Genomic DNA, 6324 nt, shown 5'->3' with positions numbered 1-6324 from the left:
AATTTATCTATCACAACTTGCAATATATCAACGATTTTTCAAATTTATCTATCACAACTTGCAATATATCAACGATTCAATAAAGGATATCGATTTAACGACAAAGATTGACAATAACATTCCTCCTTGTCATACAAGGAAACTCCTAAAACGCATTGGATATTTTTTACTAAAATGTTATTATAACCATATACCTTTAAAGGGAGATGGTTGCTATTTCATTAATAATCTTCAAAATAACTCTTGGCCTTCTCGTCCTAACTTTAGCTCTTTTCACCATTAACAGTCTAAAAAAGACATCCGCCTATAAATCAGATAAATATGATTATTGCTTACTAACCTTACTTACATTTGAACTAGTAGTGATGCAAATATTCATATTTCTTTAATACATATAAAAAAGCATATATCCAAAATAATCTGTACCCTTTGTAAAGGACATTTTGAAAAAAGTTAGGCAACATCAAGAAGATGATTTCTGTATCCAACAGGAGTCATCTTTTTTAAATTCCATTGATATCTATAATGATTATAATACGTCATATATTTCTTAATCTCTTGTTTCAATTCATTAAAGGACGCGCAAGGTTTTATATGAGCTTCATCTTTCAGATGACCAAAAAACGATTCTTGTGGGGCGTTATCCCAACAGTTTCCTCTTCTTGACATGGATTGTCCAAGATTTAGCTTTTTGACTAGCTTTTGATAGGTAGGGCTTGTGTAGTGGGATCCTTGATCTGAATGAATATAAGCACCTTCAGTCAATCGAATCCGCGGATTCCTTTTTAGTTTATGGAGAGTTGTCGTTACGAGCTCTAATGTCATCTGTTCTGAAACATGGTAAGCTAAAATTTCATTAGTTGAGCCGTCTAAAATTGTAGATAAATAGGCCCTTTGATTCTTACCGTAAACTAAATAGGTGATATCTGTAAGAAGTGTTTTCCCTGGGGTATTTTGTTTAAATTCCCGATTTAATTGATTCGGTACTATTCGATGTTCTTTTGTAGCTTTAAGCATTCTTTTATAAGGATTCGCTTTGCGAACCGGACAAATAATCTCGTATTTCTTCATAATTCTACGGATACGCTTTAAATTGTAGACAACTTGAAACTGACCCGCCAATGTCATCTTTATCTGACGAGCCCCCTTCTTTCTATTTCTAAATCGAAGTGCTTTTAATATGGTTTCCTTCAAGATTTCATCTCGATCACTCTTTTGTTTCCGTTGTTCTTGAGATGAAACTGAAAAGTAATTATAGTATCCCGAACGGGATACACCAGCTACTTTACACAAATGACTGACCATATTCCTTAAGTTGTATTTCATGATGACAGAACGAATCAAGATGAATTTCTGACTAGGTGGTAGTGTTATTTCCTTCTCATCCTCCCTTCCATAAGTTTGATTTTTTTTAGCAATTCGTTTTCCGCCTTTAGTAAGTTTCGTTCGGCTTCTAAACGGGCATACTTTTCTTCTAACGTAAGCTCTCTCTCAAGAGTTCTTCCAGCGTTTTCGATACGTGTATCCCTTAAACCCAATACACCATTTTTTCTATAAGCAGCACGCCATCTACTTCCCGATGACATAACTCGTTTCATTCCAATCATATCTATATCAAAACCACATTCTTCAAAAATATTTCGAGGTAGCTTTCCTTTTTCATTTTCCTCAATAAAAATATGCTTAAATTCCTCTGTATAAGTGATACCTTTCTGACTTACAGATTTTACGTACAGGTTATTTGATAGAATTTGAATTTCTCTTTCTGTGAATAGTTTCTTTGTCATTTTCAACATTCTCCGATCCCAATTTTCCTTTTATTATACAAGAAATACCCTATAGAATAGACTTTTTTCAAGTGTCTATTCTATAGGGTACATTTTAAAATGGATATATGCTTTTCTTTTATTCTTGCCCTACACGTTTCACTTCTACGTTTTTAATGCGTTCACGTACAACGTGACTTGCCATAATTAAGCCTGCCACAGATGGTACGAATGCATTTGATGAAGGCGGTAATTTCGCCTTACGAATTTTTGCATTCTCGTCTGGTACAATTTCTTTACGTACTTCTTCACGAATTACGATTGGGTTTTCGTCAGAGAAGACAACTTTTACACCTTTTTTAATACCCTCTTTACGAAGCTTCGTACGAATGACTTTCGCAATTGGATCTGTATGTGTTTTAGAGATGTCCGCAATACGGAAACGAGTTGGGTCCATTTTATTCGCTGCACCCATACTTGAGATAATTTTAATTTTACGACGTAAACATTGTTTAATTAAATGAATTTTGAACGTAATCGTATCAGATGCATCCACTACAAAGTCTAAACCGTACTTAAAGAACTCTTCATATGTTTCATCTGTATAAAACATTTCTAGTCCAATTACTTCACACTCTGGGTTAATGTCCGCGATACGCTCTTTCATTAATTCTACTTTTGAACGTCCTACAGTAGATACTAAAGCGTGAATTTGACGGTTTACGTTTGTAATATCTACAACGTCTTTATCAACTAATACGAGACGTCCTACGCCAGAACGTGCTAACGCTTCAGCTGCAAAAGAACCTACACCGCCAATTCCTAAAATACCGACTGTACTATTTTTTAATATTTCAAGTCCTTCTTTACCGAAGGCTAATTCATTACGTGAAAATTGATGTAACATTCAGCTCTACACTCCTATTACAAAAATGGTCTACCATGTATTCTAGCGTTTTTCCGACTATTTGTATAGAAAAAGTTATAGAATTCCTAAAAATACATATTTCGAGAATGAAAACATAGACCAGAATTTTATTTCTTCCTAAATACACGTTTAAAAAGGAGGATTTAGAGAACCGAGCAAATCGAGGCGCTGAAGCCAGGAGGAGCGCAGTGTAGAAATACTACTCGAGCACCGGACTGGCGAGGCAACGATGAGATGCGACAGTTATCTAAACCGGACTTTTTAAACAACCTCTCAAAAAAAGTCTAGACGGTTATAGTATAACCATCTAGACCCTATTCTTACTTCTCTTCTTTCAAGCTTAATTTTAAGTTCAGTTCTTCAAGCTGCGCTTCTGCAACTGGGCTTGGAGCTTCTGTTAATAAGCAGCTTGCGCTTGCTGTTTTCGGGAATGCAATTGTATCACGAAGGTTCGTACGGCCTGCAAGTAACATAACAAGACGATCTAAACCTAATGCGATTCCGCCGTGTGGTGGTGTACCGTATTCGAATGCTTCTAATAAGAATCCGAATTGCTCTTGCGCTTCTTCTTGTGAGAATCCAAGTGCTTTGAACATTTTTTCTTGTACGTCACGCTCGTAAATACGAAGTGATCCACCACCAAGCTCATAACCGTTTAATACAAGGTCATATGCTTGTGCACGTGCTTTTTCTGGTGCTGTTTCTAGTAACTCAACGTCTTCACGGAATGGCATTGTGAATGGGTGGTGAGCTGCGAAGTAACGATCTGCATCTTCATCGTACTCAAGTAGTGGCCAATCAGTTACCCATAGGAAGTTAAATTTACTTTCATCAATTAACTCAAGCTCTTTACCTAGACGTAAACGAAGTGCGCCTAAGCTATCTGCAACAACGCTCTTCTTATCTGCTACGAATAGTAATAAGTCGCCAGCAGTAGCTTCTAATGTGCTCATTAACACATTTGCATCTTCTTCACCGAAGAATTTCGCAATCGGTCCTTTTAGGCCGTCTTCTTCAACTTTAAGCCAAGCTAGACCTTTTGCACCGTATACTTTCACGAATTCAGTTAATGCATCGATGTCTTTACGAGAATATTTACTTGCAGCACCTTTTGCATTAATTGCTTTTACTTGTCCGCCGCTTTCTACAGCACTTGTAAACACTTTAAAGCCACAATCTGCTGCAAACTCAGATAAGTCTGTTAGTTCCATTTCAAAGCGTGTATCTGGCTTATCAGAACCGTAGCGAGCCATTGCATCAGCATATTTCATACGAGGGAATGGTGCACTCACTTCTACACCTTTTGCATCCTTCATAACTTTCGTCATCATACGCTCCATCATATCTAAAATTTCATCTTGTGTTAAGAATGAAGCTTCGATATCGATTTGCGTGAATTCTGGTTGACGATCCGCACGTAAATCTTCATCACGGAAACAACGTGCTACTTGATAGTAACGCTCAAATCCGCCGACCATAAGAAGCTGTTTAAATAACTGTGGTGACTGTGGTAATGCATAGAATTCACCATCATGTACACGACTTGGCACTAAATAGTCACGAGCTCCTTCTGGCGTGCTTTTCGTTAAAATTGGTGTTTCTACTTCTAAGAACTCTTCTGTATCTAAGAAGTTACGAATTGTTTTTGTTACATCGTGACGCATTTTGAATGTGTTGAACATTACAGGACGACGTAAGTCTAAATAACGATATTTTAAACGCACATCTTCTGATGCATCTGTATCATCAGCAATGATAATTGGCGTTGTTTTCGCTGCATTTAGTACATTTACTTTTGTTGCTTGTACTTCAATACGACCAGTTGCCATATTGTCATTAATTGCGCCTTCACCACGTTCAACAACTGTACCTTCTACGTGTAATACGTATTCGCTACGAATTGTTTCTGCTACTTCTAACGCTTCTTTTGATGTTTCTGGGTTAAATACAACTTGTACGATACCTGTACGGTCACGTAAATCGATAAAGATTAATCCACCTAAGTCACGGCGTTTTTGTACCCAACCTTTTAATTGAACTGTTTGTCCAACAGCTTCTACTGTTACTTTTCCACATGCATGTGTTCTTTCAGCCACTGTAAGTTCCCCCTATATTAATTTCTCTGCTACGTATGAAGCAAATACATCTAACGCTACTTCTTCTTGTTCACCTGTTGCCATATCTTTTAAGTTAATGATGCCTTTATCTAGCTCATCTTCTCCTAATACAGCTACAAATTTCGCCTTTAGACGATCTGCTGATTTAAATTGTGCTTTCATTTTGCGATCTAAATAATCTTTTTCAACTGACAATCCAGCTTTACGAAGATCGAACGCAACTTTTGCAGCATGGTCTTTCGCTTTTTCGCCAAGCGCTACAACGTAACAATCAATGCTATGTTCAAGTGGTAATTCAATGTTTTCAGCTTTTAGCGCCATAATTAAACGTTCAATACTCATTGCAAAACCGATACCTGGCATTTCTGGTCCACCGATTTCTTGTACAAGTCCGTTATAACGGCCACCACCGCTTAATGTAGTGATCGCACCGAAACCTTCTGCCTCACTCATAATTTCAAAAACAGTGTGTTGATAGTAGTCTAAACCACGCACTAAGTTCGGATCTTTTTCAAATGGAACATCCATCATCGTTAATAGTTCTTGAACTTTGTCATAGTATACTGCTGAATCTTCGTTTAAGTATTCTGTAATAGATGGTGCTGTTCCCATTAATTCATGGTTACGGTCTTTCTTACAGTCTAAAATTCGAAGTGGGTTCTTTTCTAAGCGAGATTGACAGTCAGAACAGAATTCGCCGATACGTGGCTCAAAGTGTGCGATTAATGCATCACGGTGTGCTTGACGGCTCGCTGCGTCACCTAAACTGTTTAATACAACTTTAATATTTTTTAAGCCCATGCCGCGGTAAAATTCAACAGCAAGTGCAATTACTTCTGCATCAATTGCAGGGTCATTACTGCCGATTGCTTCGATACCGAATTGTACGAATTGACGATAGCGACCTGCTTGTGGTCTTTCATAACGGAACATTTGACCGATATAGTATAATTTCGTTGGTTGTGTCGCATCACCAAACATTTTATTTTCAACGTAAGAACGTACAACAGGTGCAGTACCTTCTGGACGTAATGTTAAGCTACGCTCTCCACGATCTTGGAATGAGTACATTTCTTTTTGTACGATATCTGTCGTATCACCAACACCGCGTAAAAATAGCTCAGTGTGTTCAAAAATTGGTGTACGAATTTCTTTATAATTGTAACGACGGCAAATTTCGCGTGCTTGCCCTTCGATATACTGCCATAACTCAACAGTGCCTGGAAGAATATCTTGCGTTCCGCGTGGGATTTGAATAGACATATTCAGTTCCTCCTCAAATTGTTTTAATCTTAATAAAAATAAAAAAACTCCCGCCTCTACTGTTTAAACAGTAGGGACGAGAGTATTATACCCGTGGTGCCACCCTAATTGAAGCACGTATGCTTCCACTTTTTTAATAACGCTTAAATATGCGTTCATCCCTACTAAGCATATATGCCGTTCAAGTTGAAACCTCTAGAGTGTCATTCAATCAGTCATCATGCAGAAATGTTTTCAGCCTAAGACATTC

The 6324-nt window shown here is 37.5% G+C and carries 4 protein-coding genes and 1 other annotated feature (1 of these 5 running past the window's edge); all 4 genes read right to left on the bottom strand.

From position 1 onward, the window contains the following. Positions 1-453: 453 nt before the first annotated feature. Positions 454-1796, bottom strand: a protein-coding gene (locus tag ACS2QP_RS26470; protein WP_438882992.1) for an IS3-like element ISBce14 family transposase whose coding sequence is annotated in 2 segments (ribosomal slippage) — positions 454-1415 and positions 1415-1796 — 1344 coding nt in all. Because the reading frame shifts where the segments join, the coding sequence is not laid out codon by codon here. A gap of 109 nt (positions 1797-1905) precedes the next feature. After that, complete coding sequence (locus ACS2QP_RS26465; RefSeq protein ID WP_000903179.1) at positions 1906-2673, bottom strand: tRNA threonylcarbamoyladenosine dehydratase; 768 nt, start codon at positions 2671-2673, stop codon at positions 1906-1908. Positions 2674-3014: 341 nt separating this feature from the next. After that, a complete protein-coding gene (gene aspS, locus ACS2QP_RS26460; protein WP_000840891.1) occupies positions 3015-4790 on the bottom strand; it encodes an aspartate--tRNA ligase in 1776 nt (591 codons plus the stop codon). Between the two features lie 12 nt (positions 4791-4802). After that, positions 4803-6074, bottom strand: a complete 1272-nt coding sequence (gene hisS, locus ACS2QP_RS26455; protein ID WP_000027084.1) for a histidine--tRNA ligase — start codon at positions 6072-6074, stop codon at positions 4803-4805. A gap of 69 nt (positions 6075-6143) precedes the next feature. Next, positions 6144-6324, bottom strand: a binding site (T-box leader); it runs 50 nt beyond the window's last position.

Source organism: Bacillus cereus group sp. Bce019, from assembly GCF_051781745.1.
GTDB lineage: Bacteria > Bacillota > Bacilli > Bacillales > Bacillaceae_G > Bacillus_A > Bacillus_A cereus.
The sequence above is the reverse complement of the archived record's forward strand: the minus strand, read 5'-3'. Positions and strand labels throughout refer to the sequence as shown.